Raw genomic sequence first — 14,696 nt, 5'->3', positions numbered from 1 at the left:
GGAAATGACCAGAGATCGTATACACCGAGTATCACCGCCGCAACGGGATTCAAGCCATGCGACAGGCGTACTAGCTCTTCACGCCACCCGCCGTGAGACCGGAGATGATCCGGCGCTGGAACAGCAGCACCATGATGACCAGCGGAATCGTGACCATCGTGCCCGCGGCCATGATTGCGGCGTACGGCTGCACGAGCGGGTTGTTACCGGAGAAGCGCGCGATCGCGACGGTCACCGGTTCGGTCTTATCGCTGGAGAGCAGCCGGGCCAGCAGATATTCGTTGACCGAGGCGATGAATGCCAGGATCGCGGTGGTGAAAACCGCTGGCGCGGCCAGCGGCAGCATGACCAGCCGGAATGCCTGCGTCTTGGTCGCGCCATCGATGCGGGCGGCTTCCTCGAGTTCCCACGGCAGTTCGGCGAAGAACGAGGCCAGGATGTAGACGGTCATCGGCAGCACGAACGAGATGTTCGGGATGATCATCGCCTGGTATTCACCGATCCAGCCGAGGTTGGTGAACAGCTGGAACAGCGGGGTGACCAATACGACCACCGGGAACATCGATGCGGACAGGATGAGCCCCGAGACCAGGTACTTGCCCTTGAAGGTCAGCCGCGCCAGCGCGTAGGCGGCGAGCACGCCGAGCACCAGCGCGACCGCCGTGGTCACCGCGCCGATGATGACGCTGTTGAGCAGCGCCTTGCCGAAGTCGTTGCCGCGGCTGGTGTCGAAGGCGTTGCGGAAGTTCTCCAGGGTGACGTGGGTGGGCCACGGGGTGTTGTCGAAGGTGTAGTCCGGATCGCGGAATGCGGTGACGGCCATCCAGTAGAACGGTGCCAGGCCCCACACCAGCACGATCAGCGCACCCAGATACAGCCGCACCGGCCCCAGGCGCTTGGTCCAAGGTGTCTGTGCCGCGGGCTTTTTGGTGGTCACGGTGGTCATCAGTGCGCCTCCCGCTGTTCTTCCTGGGTCCGAACGGCATTGGCGCCCAAGACCTTTACCAGCAGGAACGCCACCGCGAAGATCAGCAGGAAGGTGATCGTCGACAGTGCCGCCGCGCTATTGGGACCCTGGCGGACCTGTTCGACCACCAGCGCCGAAATCGGGCGGGTGGACGGGTTGCCGAGCGTCATGATCGCGGGCAGGTCGTACAGGCGCAGCCCGTCCATGGTGCGGAACAGGACCGCGACCAACAGCGCGGGTTTGAGCAGCGGCAGCGTGATCTGGGTGAAGCGCTGCCAGGCCGACGCACCGTCGACCTTGGCGGCCTCGTACACATCGGCCGGAATCACCTGCAGACCGGCCAGCAGCAGCAATGCCATGAACGGCGTGGTTTTCCAGACATCGGCGGCGATGACCGCGAACCGCGCGGGCCAGGCCTCCGATGTCCACAGGATGTGGGTGCCGAAGACCCGGTTCACCACACCGTCGTACTGGAACATGAACTCCCACAGCCGGGCGGTGACCGCGGTCGGAATCGCCCACGGCACCAGCACCGCCGCACGCAGCAGGGCGCGGCCCTTGAAGGTCTTGCCCATGACCATGGCCATACCGAGGCCGAGGGTGGCCTCCAGCGTCACCGTGATCACCGTGAAGAACAGCGTCACGCCGATGGCCAGCCAGAACTGCGAGCCGAGGTTGCCGGTCGGGCAGGACACCGTCTCGCCGGCCGCCTGACACTGCTGCAGCAGCCAGTGCGTGTAGTTCGAGAAGCCGGCGCTGCCACCCTCGACGAACATGCCGGTCGCCGGGTCGAGTCCAGGATCCTTCTGGAACGACATGTACAACGCGCGGAAGACCGGATAGCCGACGACCACCGCGAGGGTGATCAGCACGGGCGTGACGAACAACCACGCCTTACCGGAACGCCGCAACTCCAAAGCCAAGGTGCCACCGAATCCGCGCTTTGTCGGCTGATCGCCGTCGCTCGGCACGCGAGTGGCCGTTCCCGAAGGATCCGACACCGTTTCTCTCTCCTACGGGGTGGTCGGGTCCGCTCTTGTACTCGCTACGACCCGGCTGTCTCGATGCCCTTTTGCATACCGTTGATCGCGTCGTCGACGGACTTGGTTCCGTTCAACGCAGCATAAGCGTTGTCCTGGATGGCCTTCGACACCGCCGGGTAGAACGGGGTGACCGGACGCGGCACCGCGTTGGCGATCGAATCCTTCAGCGCGGGCAGGTACGGCATCTTCGCGATCAGCGCCGGATCGTCGTACATCGACGCGCGCACCGAGGGCAGCGCACCGGCCGCGACGATGTGCTGGGCGTCCTCGCTGATCAGGTAGCGCAGGAAGTCCAGCGCGGTCGCCTTGTTCTTGGAGAAGGCGCTGATGGCCGCGTTGTAGCCGCCGAGGGTCGAGGCGCCGACACCGTTCTCGCCGGGCAGCGGCGCGACCCCGAACTTATCCTTGACCGCGGAGGATTCCCCGCCCGCGTCACCGAAGGTGGACGGCCAGTTGCGCATGAAAAGCAGCTTGCCGGTGTTGAAGGCGTTCGCGCTCTCCGGCTCCTTGAAGGTGATGGCTTCCTTCGGGATATCGCCGTTCTTGTAGGCATCGACGAGCACCTTGAGCCCGGCGCGCGCCTGCGCGGTGTTCACGGTCGGGGTCTTGCCGTCCGCGCCGACGAAGGTGCCGCCGTAGGCGTTGATGGCCTCGGCCGCGTTCACCGTCAGGCCCTCGTACGGTGCCAGCTGGCCCGCGTAGCAACCGATATTGTTCTGCTTGGCGATCGGGCACTGCGCCAGCATCTCGCTCCACGTCTTGGGCGGATTCGGCACCAGATCCTTGCGGTAGAACAGCAAGCCGCCGTTGGTGTTTCGCGGCGCGGCGTAGAGGGTGTTGTTGTAGGTGGCGCTGGCGACCGTCGGGGACAGCAGCGCCGAGGTGTCGATGGAGAAGGTGTCCTTCAGCGGCTGGATCCAGCCCTTGGCGGCGAATTCCGCGGTCCACGGCACGTCCAGGGCGACCACGTCGTAGGTGGATTGCTTGGAGCGCATGTGCTCGACCAGATCGTCGTACTGCTGCGAGGCGTCGTTGGACTGCTCTTTGAAGGTGACCTGCTCATCCGGGTGCGAGGCGTTCCAGCGCTCGATCAGCTGCTTGACCGCACCGGTTTCGGTGGTGTCCTTGCCCTCCACATAGGTGATCGGGCCGCGGCCGGTGAGGTTCTGGCTGGATGGATTGCCGCCGTTATCGCTGGAGCAGGCACTGGTGAACGTCGCCGTCAGCAGCGCAACAGAGGCGGCCGCCAACGCCGCTCGTGGTACGAGCGACGAACGTAGGGACGTCACCTTTTTCAAAGCCATCGCGAACACTCCAAGGTCGAGACGTGAGCAGCAGCACACCCTGCAGGTGCACAAGGCAAGATACATGGTTGTTATATGTGACGCAGCGATTGTGCCCGCAACAGGGGCACTCTCCAGCCGGGGCGGACGCTACCGCGGCAATGTCACAGTCGCTCGTAGCCTCGTGATTTCGACAGGCCTTCGGCCCGATCGTCTGCGGTCGGATCCGGGGCGAGCGCGACGATCGCCAGCCAGATCCGGTCGGCGTCGAAACCGTGGAACGGCAGATCGCGCAGCCCGGTGTCTTTCGCGGTACGGATGTGGCTTTGCGGTGTATGCGGCGGTGCCGTGACTACAGGTCGGGCGATTGACCATGAGATCCGATGACTGAATCTATCAGTTTTGAATATTTCGTCAGAATGCTTGACTGCGCGAATCGTCGCATGTGACGATTTCGTCAGCTAGAGCGGAGGTGGACATGAATGCTTTCGATAGCCGGTGGATCGCAGCAAACGAACCTCGCGCCGAGCATTCCGATTACTCACCAATGGATAGGAACCATCGAGATGACTGTGGATTTCGCCCACACATACACCGATCCGCCGCAACGTTTCGTTGCCGAACTCAGTGGCGGCGGCGCTGCGCAGGACCTTTTCCAGCGCGTCGAGACGCTCCTCGAGCAACTCCCCGAACCCGACCCCGTGCGGAACAACACCGACGGTGAACGCGAGCAACTCGGCGATACGACGGTGGTACACCGGTTCGTCGCAGCGCCCGGTGACAGCGAGACCGTCACATGGCACTACGTGGAGGCAGGCGACCCATCGGCGCCCACGGTCGTGTTCCTACACGGTGTGCCGGATTCGTGGTGGCAATGGCATTACGCCTTGGAGTTGCTGAGCGACCAATATCATTGCATCGCTGTCGATTTGAAAGGCTACGGACAATCCGACAAACGCACCGGCGATTACCGTCAACAGGGGGTGGCAGGCCAACTTCAGGCCCTCTTCGACACGATGGGGATCGCCGAGTTCGCGCTGGTGACGCACGACCGCGGCACCCCGCCCGGCGACCACCTCGCCACCATGCTCGGCGATCGGCTGACCGGATATGCCCGCGGACAGCAGCATCTGTGGCATCTGCATCCCAGCCTGCATCCGCAGCAGCAACTCTTCACGTCGGCGGACGCCCCAACGCTGCTCGGTGACGCCCGTCGGTTCGTCGCCTCGGCCTACACGTGGCTGGCTGCGCGACCCGTCGCGGCATCGGACCTCGTGCGCACCATCGCGGAGTTCTCCCACCCAGGTATCGCCGCGGCCGTCCCGCGGTACTTCCACTCCTCGTCATTCCGGCAGGAATGGATCGATCGGCGCGCCGAATTGATCCGCTCTTGGACGGCGCCGGTGCTGATTTTGCAGGGCGCTCAGGACCCGATGCAGCCCCACGAGTTCTACACCGATCCCGATGTTGTCGAGATGCTGCCGACGGGCAGCAATGTGCACTTATTCGACACAGGACATTTTTGGCCCTTCGAGGCGCCGCACGAATCGGTCGATGTCATTCGCGCGTTCCTCGATTCCGTGACCCGTTAGCCACGATTTCCGCCGGATCTGTCGCGCGGCATGATCAGGTTCGGATTCGGTGGGTGGGGTCGACGGCCGGCGTCAGCCGGCTGGCCGCCGGGTTCCGCGGGCCCGGTGGTGGTCACTCGCGATGCGGTTAGGCTGGCGGTCGATGACTTCGCCGAATGCGGTTCCCGACCGGATGCTCACCCGGATCGGCGGGTTGCTGCGCCAAGCCGAATCGACCGATAACGAACACGAGGCCGAGGCGTTTCTGGCCGCGGCCCAACGCTTGGCGACCAGGTCCTCGATCGACCTGGCGGTCGCCCGCGCGCACATCGCCGGACGTGAGCGCAGGCCGACGCCGGTGCAGCGGATGATTCCGATCGGTGAACCCGGCAAGAAGGGGCTGCGCACCTACGTGCAGTTGTTCGTGGCGATCGCCGCGGCCAATGATGTGCGCTGCGATGTTGCGCGCACGTCGACGCAGGTCTACGCGTATGGCTTCGATTCCGATATCGATACTTGTGAAGCCCTCTACGCCAGTCTGCTGGTGCAGATGGTGCGTGCGTCGGATCAGTACATCAAATCCGGACAGTATCGTTCGGCCACCGTCGAAAAGATCGTCACGGAGAAACACTGGGGCCGAAAGGTGCAGCGGCGCGTGCAGGCGCCGGTTGCGGCGGTTACCGCGCGGCTGAACTTTCAGATGGCATTCGCCGCGCGGATCGGCCGCCGCCTGGCCGAGGTGAAGGCGGAGGTCGAGGCCGAGGTGGTGCCCGAAACCATCGCGACGAGTACGGCATTGGCCCTGCGCAATAAGGAAATCGAGCTCACCGACTTCTATAAGCAGACCTCCGATGCCCGCGGTACCTGGCGCGGTCCACAGGCGTCGGCTGGGCACTCCGCCGCGGCCCGGCGTGCGGGTGATCGGGCGGGGCGAGCTGCGCGGTTGGGGACCTCTCCCGAACTCGGTGCCGCGCGTGGACAATTGCCCGGAGGCGGGTCGACGTGAGCGAGTCGGGTGAGCCGGCGGGGGTTTCCATGCGTGTGTGTTGGTGGGCTCGGATCCGGTGGGCTGAGCGGATCGGAGTTCAGGCGGTCTCAGGTGGTACCGGACACTCCGAATCGGCGGGTTCGAACGAATGAGCTCGCAACGGTGAGTGCGCGAGATAGCCAGCGCGCCAAGGTGTATGACGCCGAACAGCTGGTGCGGAGTGTATTCGATCGAGCCGACGAAATCGGCAATCGGACGGTGGAGCTCTATGGATCACACCTCACGCTGCCGATCGAGCGCCGCTTCGCCTCGGTCGAATCGGTGCAGTCCTACACCGATAAGGTGCTGAACCTCAACTGGGTTCGGGCGCAATGGGATCGCGCCGCCACCCCGGTCCGGGTCCGCTCCCGCGCCGGAACCGCCGCCGCCCACTACGAGGCCGCGGACGCGGTGCTGGCCGTCCCCTTGCACACCGGCGCGACCGCATGGGCCCTGCGCGAATTGGTGATCCTGCACGAACTGGCCCACCACCTCGAGCCCGCCGCCGCATCGGTGGCTCCGCACGGCCCCGAATTCTGCAGTCGCTACTTGGAACTCGTCGACGGCATTGTCGGGCCGGAAGCCGGGCTGGTCCTGCGGTCGAGCATGCTCGGCTGTGGTGTCCGCTTGAGCTGAGGCCGCTGCGTCGCTCGAGTTGCGCCCGCGGGTAGTTGATCGTTGGGCGGCGAGCTCGCCGTATCGGTCTGATGGCAAGCCTGGTCCTGTGGTCGCGTGTGTTCGGCTGTGGTGTCTGGTCGAGTTGAGTCCGCTGTGTCGCTCGACCGCATCGTGTTTGGGGGTAGTCGACCGTTGGGCAGCGAACGCGCCGTCCGGCTGCGGTCCGATGTCTGGCCGAATTCGTACGTCGTGTCCGCGGTTGCGCTGCGCCGACCCGTTGGGCTGACGTGCCGAGTTCGTACTGGTTGCGTACTTTCGCGACTCGGTCAGCGGGGCGGGGGCAGTGCCCGGACTCGGGTCAGGCGGTTTTCCCACCAGCGGGTTCGTGCTGGGTCGGGGTGGCGGTACTGCTTCAGTAGTGCCGGGTCCGGTGTGGGCGGGGTCTTCGGAACCGGCATGAAGCCGTCGACCGGGCGCAGTGATTCGGACACCAGATCGCCCTCGAAGAGGGACAAAGTGCCCAGGCCGCAGGCGAATTCGAGGTCGGGGAGGGCACCGGCGAGGGCGAGTTGGGCGGCCAGACCGACGCTGGTTTCCAGGGCGGAGGAGACCACGCACGGCAGGCCGGCGGCCTCGGCGACCTGTAGTGCGCGGCGAACACCGCCCAATGGGGTGCATTTGAGTACCGCGATATCCGCGGCTCCCGCTACCGCGACGCGCAGGGGATCCTCGGCGCGGCGAATGGATTCGTCGGCGGCGATTCGGACATCGACACGGCGGCGCACCGCGGCCAGTTCCTCGATGGTGCGGCACGGTTGCTCGACGTACTCCAAACCGCCTGCGGCACGGTCGATCTGCTTGATGTGTGGGACGGCGGTCTCGACATCCCAGACCGCATTGGCATCGACGCGCACCGATCCGTTCGGCCCCAGCGCATCCCGGACCGCCTCGACCCGCGCCAGATCCTCGGCCAGCGAATCGGGATGATCGGCGATCTTCACCTTCGCGGTACGGCATCCGGACCCGGCCACGATCGCATGCGCCCGCTCCGGACCCACCGCGGGCACCGTGCAATTGATCGGAATCCTGTCCCGCACCGGCTCCGGCCAGCCCAGCGTCACCTGCTCCACCGCGGTCGCCAACCATCCGGCGGCCTCCCGATCGTCGTACTCGGGAAACGGACAGAACTCCCCCCAACCGAGGGGGCCCCTGATCAACATCCCCTCGCGCACCGTGATGCCGCGGAACCGAGTCCGCATCGGAATGGCGTACACGAAGGTTTCGGTCATCACGGTGCAGCCTAGCGAGCCCGCTGTCGCCACTGCAGTGGCAAGGGATGTCAACCGGTCGGTGGGGCAGTGTCCGATAGCGGCGGTGCTGGTTTCGTCAGTTTCCCGTGCAGCGCTTTCAGGGTGCGTATCGCAGCCTCGACATCGGCCGGCGGTAGGTCGTCGAATGCCAGTGACTCGGACTGCTCGATCAGCGACTTCGCCTCGCTGAGCAGTTGCCGGCCAGTCGGTGTGAGCGTGAGGGTGTTCTGTCTGCGGGAGTGGGCCGAGCTCTCGACTCGGATCCAGCCTCGTTGTCGTGCGATGTCGATCTGCCTGCTGACCGCGCTCTTGGCGATGCCGAGGCGTTCGGCGATGAGTTGTTGGGACGGCACGGTCGGTCCGACGTCGAACAGCCGCAACAGCGTGAACTGTCGCAGGCTGATGCCGAGGTCGCGTCGGAACATCGCATCGCCGCGTTTATCGATCAACGCGACGACCTGATGAATGTAGAAACCGAACTCGCTGTAGAGGTCCGTCGGGGGCCGCATGCCGACATCATACCTTGACTGTTCACATGAGAACTGTTCTCATGTGAACAATGGCTGCGTTGGTCGATACCACTCCACCGAAAGGGTCAGCAGATGACTCGCGAAGTAATGCGCCGGCAGGCGCGCAATGGGGATGTCTCACTTGCCTACGAGGTGTTCGGACCGGACACCGGCAAGCCGTTGTTGCTGATCATGGGCGTGGGCGCGCAAATGCTGCTCTGGCACGATGACTTCTGCCTCGAGCTGGTGCGGCGAGGGTTCCGGGTGGCGCGGATGGACAATCGCGACGCCGGACTCTCGACGCACTTGACGCACCTCGGTGAACCGAGCCCATTCACCATGATCGTGCGCCCGAAGGCCGCGGCACGGTACTCGCTCGGTGACATGGCCCGCGACGCGATCGCGGTCCTCGACGACCTCGGGTGGCGGTCGGCCAACGTGGTCGGCGGCTCGCTCGGCGGCATGATCGCGCAAACGATGGCGATCGAACATCCCGGACGACTACGTTCGCTGACCTCGATCATGTCGTCACCGTCCGCTCGCATCGGACGCGCCACGATCAGGACGAGCGTGAAAGTCGCTGCGTTGCTGCGGAAACCAGTGAACTCCGCAGAGGAGAGCGGACAACAACTCGTCGACCTCTACAACCTCATCGGCACACCGCCCGACAAGTACCCACGCGACGACAAATGGCTCGCCGAAATCGGCGCGATGAGCTTCGAACGGGCCTACGACCCCGCAGGCAAGCTCCGGCAACAAGCGGCCATGCTGGCGGCACCGGACCGGACCGCAGCGCTGGCCGCGGTTCGACTGCCGACACTTGTTCTGCACGGCACGGCCGACCCGATGATCAAACCGGCAGGCGGACGAGCAACCGCCGAAGCCATCCCCGGAGCGAGACTCGCCATGCTGGAAGGAATCGGGCATGGAGCGTTCCCACGAGATATCTGGCCCGTCATGATCGAAAACATCTGCGCTATCGCCGGATGACCGCCGAATCGGTGATGGCTGCGGCCGACATCGCGGATCCGGACACCGGCAGGACGCGTTCGACAACCTGAGTCCGATCTACCGGTCATGCTGGGGGTGTGGGGTCGAGTCGGTGGAAGCTGCGGCTGGCGAATGCGGTTCGGGTGGTGCTCGGGTCGGTGCTCGCGGTCGGGTTCGGCTGGCTGGTGGCTGCTTTCGTGCCGCTGTACGAATTCCTCGGGCGTGGCGCGGATCCCGATGGGGGTGTGCGCTATCTGGCGGTCGCGTATTGCGTTGCGTGGGTTGGTATTGCGCTTTCGGTAGTTGCGGTGGGCATCAGGGTGGTCGAGAAGATCCGGTACCGGCGCCGCATCGCGTGGACGCCGTTGGTGGCGGTGCCGCTGATCGCCGAGTCGTGGTTGCTCGGGTTCCTGGTTGCGGTGGTGCTGGTTTCGATCTGAGCCGCGGCACCGATCCGGGAGCGGTGCCGCGGTACTCGGCGACTCAGAGCCGTTCGATAATGGTGGCGTTGGCCAAACCGCCTGCCTCACACATGGTTTGCAGACCGTAGCGCGCACCGCGCTCCTGCATGGCGTGCACCAGCGTGGTCATCAGGCGCGCGCCGGAAGCGCCGAGCGGATGACCGATGGCGATGGCGCCGCCGTTCACATTCACCTTCGACATATCCGCACCGGTGTCGTGCGCCCAGGCCAGCACCACCGGTGAGAATGCCTCGTTGATCTCGACCAGATCGATATCCGACAGCTGAAGTCCGGCGCGCTGCAATACCTTTCGCGTTGCCGGGATAACGGCGGTCAACATGAGCAGCGGATCGTCACCGGCCACCGCGAAGCTGTGCAGCCGGGCCAGCGGCTCGAGTCCGAGCTCCCTGGCGCGTTCGCTGGTCATGATCAGCACCGCGGCACTGCCGTCGCTGACCTGGCTCGCGGTCGCGGCGGTGATCTGCCAGCCGATTTCCGGGAAACGCGCGGCCATGGCCTCGTCGTAGTAGGCGGGACGCAGTTTGCCGAGGGTTTCCAGGGTGCTGCCGACCCGGATGCCCTCATCGGTTTCCAGTCCGGCGATGGGAGCGAGCTGGCCGGCGAACGAGCCGTTCTTCGTTGCCAGCGCCGCCTTTTCGTGGCTGCCGAGGGCGAATTCGTCGAGCTGGTTGCGGGTCAGTCCCCAGCGGGCCGCGATCAGTTCGGCGCTGATGCCCTGGGATACCAGCCCCTCCGGATAACGCTCGGCGAAGCCGACACCGGAGAAGTCGTCGGATCCGATCATGTTCGCGCCCATGGGAACTCGTCCCATCGACTCGACACCCGCCGCGACCACAATGTCGTACGCCCCGGCGATCACGCCCTGTGCGGCGAAGTGAATGGCCTGCTGGCTGCTGCCGCACTGGCGATCGACCGTCGTCGCCGGCACCGATTCCGGATAGCCCGCGGCCAGCGCCGCCCGCCGGGTCATATTGGCGCCCTGTTCGCCGATCTGGGTGACGATGCCGCCGATCACATCGTCGATGAGCGCCGGATCGATGCCGCTGCGGTCGACTACCGCGCGCAGGCTGTGTGCGAGCAGGTCCACCGCGTTGACGTTGTGCAGTGCTCCGTTCGGCTTCCCCTTGCCGATCGGCGTGCGTACCGCTTCGACAATCACCGCGTCTCTCATGCTGGTTCCTTTCGAACCGCGAGCCGAGCTCCTCTGCCTGGCTCTATTGGCTTATAGTCAGATTAACGCCTGGATATAGTCGACTCAAGCCAGATATTGCTATGATGTTCGCCATGGCAGCCGTGATGGAAGGACCGTTGGCAGATCTGAGCGCGTGGAAACCCACGGAATGCTCGATCGCGAAGGCGATGGACCTCATCGGCACCCGCTCGGCGATCCTGATCCTGCGCGAGGCCTACTACGGCACCACCCGCTTCGACGGTTTCGCCGCCCGGGTCGGCATCACCGATGCCGCGGCATCCGGTCAGCTCCGCAAGCTCACCGATGCGGGGCTGCTCGCCAAACGGCCGTATCAGGAGGAGGGCAAGCGGACCCGCCACGAGTACGTCCTGACGGATATGGGTCGCGACCTGCTGCCCGCAGTGCTCGCGCTCATGCAATGGGGCGATACCTACCTGCAGTCGGGGCCCGCGCCGCTCCTGCTGGTCGAGGAGTCGAGTGGTGCGCCGGTTCGAGTTCAGGTCCGCAGTGAAAAGGGGCGTGAGATCGACTTGGAAGAACTCGGGGTCAGGCTAAACCCCGACTATGTGCGTGCCCGATCAGCGAAGTGATTGTGCGGAGGTCGCCCGAGCGCTGGGCCCGGCCCGTAGCGTCGCCTCGGGCCGGTGCCCGCAGCGCTGACCTACGTTGTGTCGCAGCCCTGACTTGCGCTGGTGCCGCACCAACGATCCGGTTGGTGCTGCACGCTGACGGCGACCTACCTGGTGCTGCACCGCTTACCCCCAGGGCAGCTCAGCCGGTGACGACCGCGTAGTTGATGTCCTCGGTGCCGAACTTGTTGTAGAGGTGAACCCACAGCAGGACAAGGGGTTCGGTGCTGCGGGCGGTTACGACGCCGCCGAGGTCGATGATCTGCTCATCGGTCCAGCCGAAGGATTTCAGCAGGTCGGCGACCTCGGATTTGGCCGATTCGTCATCGCCGCTGAGAAAGACGTTGTGCCGATCCGGAATTCGGGACGGGTCGACCATGAGCTGATTGTTCATGGTGTTGAGGGTCTTCACCACGCGCGCGTCCGGGAAGGCCTGCTGGATCTGCTCGGCGACGCTGCCCGCCTCGGGGGTTGCCAGCTTCGGTGGGAATCCGGCGGAGAAATCCAGTGCGTTCGACACGTCCACAATGACTTTCCCGCTCAGATTCGCCGCACCCGCGGCGGTGAGCGCGGCCAGCGAGACGGTGCCGGACGTCGCATTGATCACCAATTCGGCATCGGCGGCGGCATCGGCGAAAGTGCCATGGGCACCACCGGTTTCGCGCGCCCATTCGGTCGCCGTCGCATTATCGGCGGTGCGCGAGCCGAGCGTCACCGCATGCCCGAGTTCGACCAACTTGCTCGCCAGTCTGCGGCCGACCTGCCCGGTCCCGAGCACCGCTACCTTCATCGTCCACTCCTCGCACCGATCCCCGTTCGAGCGCTGAGTTTACGAACGCGATGCGGCCTTCGGGTGGCCTTCCGCCGTGGGCGAACGCCATTGGTTCTGCGCGTGCACTTTTCGCCGCTAGCAAGAAGTGCGGGATTTGGCGGAAAGTGCACGCGCAGCGTAGTTCAGGACAGGCGGCGACCGTCGACGGCGGAGAAGAAGTAGGTGTGTTCCGGTGTGGGCGTCAACTGCACCCGGGTGCCCTTCTCCGGCGGGTTGCGCCAATCCGCCCGCGCCACAATGGTTTCGCCCGCGCCATTCGTCACGCCCTCGGCAATCGTGCGGCCGTAGATGTACGCGTCCGAGCCCAGCTCCTCGACGACGTCGACCTCCATCTGGATACCCGACTTGTCCACCGCCCCACCGAACTCCAGATGCTCGGGCCGCACGCCGACCACCACCGAACCCTCGGCGGCATCGGCGACCGACCGCGGTACCGGCAGCGTGGCGCCGCCGAGCTCCACCGCACCCTCGGCGACCGGCAGCGTGAACAGATTCATCGCGGGCGACCCCATGAATCCGGCGACGAACACATTCGCCGGATCCCGGTACAGATCGCGCGGCGTCGCGCACTGCTGCAGCAGGCCGTCCTTGAGCACCGCGACCCGATCGCCCATGGTCATCGCCTCGACCTGGTCATGCGTGACGTACACGGTGGTGGTGCCGAGACGGCGCTGCAGCTGGGCGATCTGCGTGCGGGTCTGCACCCGCAGCTTGGCGTCCAGATTCGACAGCGGCTCGTCCATCAGGAATACCTGCGGCTGGCGCACGATCGCCCGGCCCATCGCGACGCGCTGCCGCTGACCGCCGGACAGCGCCTTCGGCTTGCGGTCCAGATACGGCTCGAGGTCGAGCAGTTTGGCCGCCTCCAGCACCCGGCGCTCCTTCTCCGCCTTGGCGACCTTGGCGAGTTTGAGCGCGAAGCCCATATTCTCCGCGACGGTCATATGCGGGTAGAGCGCGTAGTTCTGGAACACCATGGCGATATCGCGTTCCTTGGGTTCGGCGTGCGTGACGTCGTCGGCGCCGATCAGAATGCGCCCGTCGTCGACATCCTCGAGTCCGGCGAGCATCCGCAGCGAGGTCGACTTACCGCAGCCGGACGGACCGACCAGCACGAGGAATTCCCCGTCGGCGATCTCCAGATTCAGCTTGTCGACGGCGGGTTTGGACGACCCGGGGTAGAGCCGGGTCGCGCTATCGAAGGTCACAGTGGCCATGACAAATCACATCCCATCACCGGCAGGAACGTGCCGGACGATCCGAGTAAGGGTTGACCGGCGATATTACTGGATGTGCTCGCTTCGCGCGCGATGCGCTCGAGTTCGCGCAACTAATCCGGAAGATCGATTGCGCCGGTAGCCTCGATCGAGGAACCAGATCGAGCGACGAGGAGCAGGCTCATGACCCGACCGGTTCGAATCGGTGTACAGCTACAGCCCCAGCACGCCCCCGACTACGGACTCCTGCGCGACGCCGTGCTGCGCGCGGAGGATGCGGGCGTCGATATCGCCTTCAACTGGGATCACTTCTATCCGCTGACCGGCGACCACAACGGCGCGCATTTCGAATGCTGGACCATGCTCGGCGCCTGGGCCGAGCAGACCGAACGGATCGAGATCGGCGCGCTGGTCACCGGCGGCGGTTACCGCAATCCCGATCTGCTCGCCGATATGGCGCGCACGGTGGACCACATCAGCAATGGCCGGCTCATTCTCGGCATCGGCGCGGGGTGGTTCCAGAAGGACTACGACGAGTACGGCTATGAATTCGGTACGCCGGGAACCAGGCTCGCGCTGCTGAAGGCGAATATGGCCCGGCTCACCGCCCGGCTGAAGAAGCTGAATCCGCAGCCGACCCGCGATATCCCGATCCTGATCGGGGGCGGTGGCGAGAAGAAGACGCTGCGGCTGGTCGCGCAGTACGCCGATATATGGCACACCTTCGCCGACCTCGACGCGATCGCGCACAAGAACAAGGTGCTCACCGACCACTGCGCGGACGTCGGCACCGATCAGGCGAAGATCGAGCGCTCGGTGCAGTGGCCGGGTGCGGAGCGGGCGGCGAAGTTCGTCGAGGCCGGGGTGAGTCTGTTCACCATCGGTGTGAGCGGGCCGAAGTTCGACCTGAGTGAGGTCGAACAGGCGGTCCGTTGGCGTGACGAAGTGAATCCGGAGCCGGTCAGAGGTCTGGCCTAGCCCTGGGTCGCACCGCCGCCGATCTCGAGAATCACGCTCTGTCGGCGG

Annotated in this window: 15 protein-coding genes; 7 read left to right on the top strand and 8 right to left on the bottom strand. The window is 65.2% G+C overall.

What is annotated here, in order from left to right; all coding sequences use genetic code 11:
* Window positions 1-70: 70 nt before the first annotated feature.
* From ON44_RS32550 to ON44_RS32540, 3 genes are read right to left on the bottom strand one after another with little or no spacing between them, the layout of a single operon-like run.
* Window positions 71-946, bottom strand: a complete 876-nt coding sequence (locus ON44_RS32550) for a carbohydrate ABC transporter permease (RefSeq protein ID WP_174415198.1) — start codon at window positions 944-946, stop codon at window positions 71-73.
* Complete coding sequence (locus ON44_RS32545) at window positions 946-1,968, bottom strand: carbohydrate ABC transporter permease (protein WP_083898264.1); 1,023 nt, start codon at window positions 1,966-1,968, stop codon at window positions 946-948. The genes ON44_RS32550 and ON44_RS32545 overlap by 1 nt, the downstream gene beginning before the upstream one ends.
* 44 nt (window positions 1,969-2,012) lie before the next feature.
* Complete coding sequence (locus ON44_RS32540; protein ID WP_040697445.1) at window positions 2,013-3,314, bottom strand: ABC transporter substrate-binding protein; 1,302 nt, start codon at window positions 3,312-3,314, stop codon at window positions 2,013-2,015.
* 545 nt (window positions 3,315-3,859) lie between these two features.
* Between ON44_RS32540 and ON44_RS32535 the strand changes: the two genes are divergently transcribed.
* From ON44_RS32535 to ON44_RS32525, 3 genes are all read left to right on the top strand, one after another.
* A complete protein-coding gene (locus ON44_RS32535) occupies window positions 3,860-4,885 on the top strand; it encodes an alpha/beta fold hydrolase (RefSeq protein WP_051182684.1) in 1,026 nt (341 codons plus the stop codon).
* A 142-nt stretch (window positions 4,886-5,027) separates the two neighbouring features.
* Window positions 5,028-5,870, top strand: coding sequence for a DUF2786 domain-containing protein (locus tag ON44_RS32530; RefSeq protein ID WP_174415195.1), 843 nt, complete (start codon window positions 5,028-5,030; stop codon window positions 5,868-5,870).
* Window positions 5,871-6,014: 144 nt separating this feature from the next.
* Window positions 6,015-6,527, top strand: coding sequence for a TIGR04338 family metallohydrolase (locus tag ON44_RS32525; RefSeq protein ID WP_040697413.1), 513 nt, complete (start codon window positions 6,015-6,017; stop codon window positions 6,525-6,527).
* Window positions 6,528-6,835: 308 nt separating this feature from the next.
* Here the strand turns inward: ON44_RS32525 and ON44_RS32520 are convergent, their stop codons facing one another.
* Together ON44_RS32520 and ON44_RS32515 are read right to left on the bottom strand one after the other, a co-directional pair.
* Window positions 6,836-7,798 carry an o-succinylbenzoate synthase gene (locus ON44_RS32520; RefSeq protein ID WP_040697411.1) on the bottom strand — a complete coding sequence of 321 codons (963 nt, stop codon included), beginning with the start codon at window positions 7,796-7,798 and terminating at the stop codon, window positions 6,836-6,838.
* Window positions 7,799-7,848: 50 nt separating this feature from the next.
* Complete coding sequence (locus tag ON44_RS32515) at window positions 7,849-8,328, bottom strand: MarR family winged helix-turn-helix transcriptional regulator (RefSeq protein ID WP_040697409.1); 480 nt, start codon at window positions 8,326-8,328, stop codon at window positions 7,849-7,851.
* Window positions 8,329-8,421: 93 nt separating this feature from the next.
* Here ON44_RS32515 and ON44_RS32510 point away from each other — a divergent pair, with 93 nt between their 5' ends.
* Both ON44_RS32510 and ON44_RS32505 read left to right on the top strand, forming a co-directional pair.
* Window positions 8,422-9,318: an alpha/beta fold hydrolase gene (locus tag ON44_RS32510; RefSeq protein WP_083898262.1), complete on the top strand. Its 897-nt coding sequence runs from the start codon at window positions 8,422-8,424 to the stop codon at window positions 9,316-9,318.
* Window positions 9,319-9,416: 98 nt separating this feature from the next.
* Window positions 9,417-9,758: a hypothetical protein gene (locus ON44_RS32505; RefSeq protein WP_040697405.1), complete on the top strand. Its 342-nt coding sequence runs from the start codon at window positions 9,417-9,419 to the stop codon at window positions 9,756-9,758.
* Between the two features lie 43 nt (window positions 9,759-9,801).
* Here the strand turns inward: ON44_RS32505 and ON44_RS32500 are convergent, their stop codons facing one another.
* A complete protein-coding gene (locus tag ON44_RS32500) occupies window positions 9,802-10,971 on the bottom strand; it encodes a thiolase family protein (RefSeq protein WP_040697403.1) in 1,170 nt (389 codons plus the stop codon).
* A gap of 101 nt (window positions 10,972-11,072) precedes the next feature.
* Between ON44_RS32500 and ON44_RS32495 the strand changes: the two genes are divergently transcribed.
* On the top strand, window positions 11,073-11,582 hold the full coding sequence (locus ON44_RS32495) for a winged helix-turn-helix transcriptional regulator (protein WP_085998664.1): 510 nt from the start codon (window positions 11,073-11,075) through the stop codon (window positions 11,580-11,582).
* Between the two features lie 181 nt (window positions 11,583-11,763).
* Here the strand turns inward: ON44_RS32495 and ON44_RS32490 are convergent, their stop codons facing one another.
* The gene (locus ON44_RS32490; protein ID WP_040697401.1) at window positions 11,764-12,411 is read right to left on the bottom strand and encodes an NADPH-dependent F420 reductase; all 648 of its coding nucleotides are present in this window, start codon (window positions 12,409-12,411) and stop codon (window positions 11,764-11,766) included.
* Window positions 12,412-12,575: 164 nt separating this feature from the next.
* Window positions 12,576-13,670: an ABC transporter ATP-binding protein gene (locus ON44_RS32485; RefSeq protein WP_040697398.1), complete on the bottom strand. Its 1,095-nt coding sequence runs from the start codon at window positions 13,668-13,670 to the stop codon at window positions 12,576-12,578.
* A gap of 183 nt (window positions 13,671-13,853) precedes the next feature.
* Here ON44_RS32485 and ON44_RS32480 point away from each other — a divergent pair, with 183 nt between their 5' ends.
* Window positions 13,854-14,648, top strand: a complete 795-nt coding sequence (locus tag ON44_RS32480; protein WP_040697395.1) for an LLM class F420-dependent oxidoreductase — start codon at window positions 13,854-13,856, stop codon at window positions 14,646-14,648.
* Window positions 14,649-14,696: the final 48 nt, after the last annotated feature.

The organism is Nocardia vinacea NBRC 16497 (assembly GCF_000308835.1).
Classification (GTDB): domain Bacteria; phylum Actinomycetota; class Actinomycetes; order Mycobacteriales; family Mycobacteriaceae; genus Nocardia; species Nocardia vinacea.
This window is presented reverse-complemented; position numbering and strand designations above follow the sequence as displayed.

What these genes read in the sequence shown, in the direction of transcription:
- ON44_RS32480 (WP_040697395.1), top strand. Translation starts at nt 13,854, where the DNA reads ATGACCCGACCGGTTCGAATCGGTGTACAGCTACAGCCCCAGCACGCC.
- ON44_RS32500 (WP_040697403.1), bottom strand. Translation starts at nt 10,971, where the DNA reads ATGAGAGACGCGGTGATTGTCGAAGCGGTACGCACGCCGATCGGCAAG.
- ON44_RS32550 (WP_174415198.1), bottom strand. Translation starts at nt 946, where the DNA reads ATGACCACCGTGACCACCAAAAAGCCCGCGGCACAGACACCTTGGACC.
- ON44_RS32540 (WP_040697445.1), bottom strand. Translation starts at nt 3,314, where the DNA reads ATGGCTTTGAAAAAGGTGACGTCCCTACGTTCGTCGCTCGTACCACGA.
- ON44_RS32530 (WP_174415195.1), top strand. Translation starts at nt 5,028, where the DNA reads ATGACTTCGCCGAATGCGGTTCCCGACCGGATGCTCACCCGGATCGGC.
- ON44_RS32520 (WP_040697411.1), bottom strand. Translation starts at nt 7,798, where the DNA reads ATGACCGAAACCTTCGTGTACGCCATTCCGATGCGGACTCGGTTCCGC.
- ON44_RS32495 (WP_085998664.1), top strand. Translation starts at nt 11,073, where the DNA reads ATGATGTTCGCCATGGCAGCCGTGATGGAAGGACCGTTGGCAGATCTG.
- ON44_RS32515 (WP_040697409.1), bottom strand. Translation starts at nt 8,328, where the DNA reads ATGCGGCCCCCGACGGACCTCTACAGCGAGTTCGGTTTCTACATTCAT.
- ON44_RS32535 (WP_051182684.1), top strand. Translation starts at nt 3,860, where the DNA reads ATGACTGTGGATTTCGCCCACACATACACCGATCCGCCGCAACGTTTC.
- ON44_RS32510 (WP_083898262.1), top strand. Translation starts at nt 8,422, where the DNA reads ATGACTCGCGAAGTAATGCGCCGGCAGGCGCGCAATGGGGATGTCTCA.
- ON44_RS32490 (WP_040697401.1), bottom strand. Translation starts at nt 12,411, where the DNA reads ATGAAGGTAGCGGTGCTCGGGACCGGGCAGGTCGGCCGCAGACTGGCG.
- ON44_RS32485 (WP_040697398.1), bottom strand. Translation starts at nt 13,670, where the DNA reads ATGGCCACTGTGACCTTCGATAGCGCGACCCGGCTCTACCCCGGGTCG.